The following is an 852-nucleotide window of genomic DNA, read 5'->3' on the forward strand; positions in this document are numbered from 1 at the left end:
GCCCGCTTCGCGTACATTCAATTTCATCCCCGCGTCCTGGACGCATCGACGAAAAGCATCGCGATAGGTATTGCGACCGCTCAATCTCCCTTCTTCCGCATAGAGCTGCTTCCGCCACGCCTTATCGAGCCGTGACGAAAGCGTCTCTCCGCGCGCCGTTTGTCCCTGCTCAATCGAGCATCGAAAACCATCCAGCGCTTTACGGGCTGGACATCCCACTTGTGCGTCAGTTTTTCTGGAGAGAAAAATGCCGAAGCAGTTGGTCTTCAAGGCGATCAAATCGCCCGCTTGGTTGGTCGCTGTGTGTTTTGCGTTGTGGTTCGCGGCGCACTCCTTCTTTGCGTTTCTGTTCGTCTCCTTCGTCGTTGCCACATGGATCAAGCGATCCATCAAGGCCTCGTTGAAGGAGGACAGAGTGGAAGAAGCGAAAGCGTCACCGACTGCTACTGCTTCGCCGGTTCCGGCAGAAGAGAAGGTCACGCCTATCAAGCGTCAGTACGCGAAATCCGCAGTGGTCGTTCCACTCAAGACAGGCACCGACGACTAGTCGCTACGCCTGAACGTCAAGACCGCCCCTCACGGGCGGTCTTGATCCTCACCCCCAACGGGAAATCCTCCCGTTGCGGGCATGGGTTTCCCGTTCAACCGGAGATTCCCATGCATACGGAAGTCGCAGCATGGCAACTGGACATGTTCGACGCGCCCCCGGCGCCGGTCACCCGTGTTCAGGCCAAGCCAGATCCCTTGCCCGATCCGCAGTTCTGGAGCGAGGCGGTGACAAACAAGATGGTCGACGCGCTGATCAGTCTGGCCACCGACAGCCGGCGCGGCGACAACATGCCCGAGTCGCTG

General features: G+C 58.7%; 1 protein-coding gene and 1 pseudogene. One reads left to right on the forward strand and one right to left on the reverse strand.

The features are described from left to right. Nucleotides 1-390, reverse strand: a 390-nt coding sequence (locus P7F28_RS07765; protein ID WP_277183938.1) for a hypothetical protein, incomplete at its 3' end; no start/stop codon positions are given. Between the two features lie 267 nt (nt 391-657). Between P7F28_RS07765 and P7F28_RS07770 the strand changes: the two are divergent. Beyond that, nucleotides 658-852 (forward strand): annotated as a pseudogene (locus P7F28_RS07770) (hypothetical protein); the annotation flags it as partial.

This window comes from Caballeronia sp. BR00000012568055, from assembly GCF_029439455.1.
GTDB lineage: Bacteria > Pseudomonadota > Gammaproteobacteria > Burkholderiales > Burkholderiaceae > Caballeronia.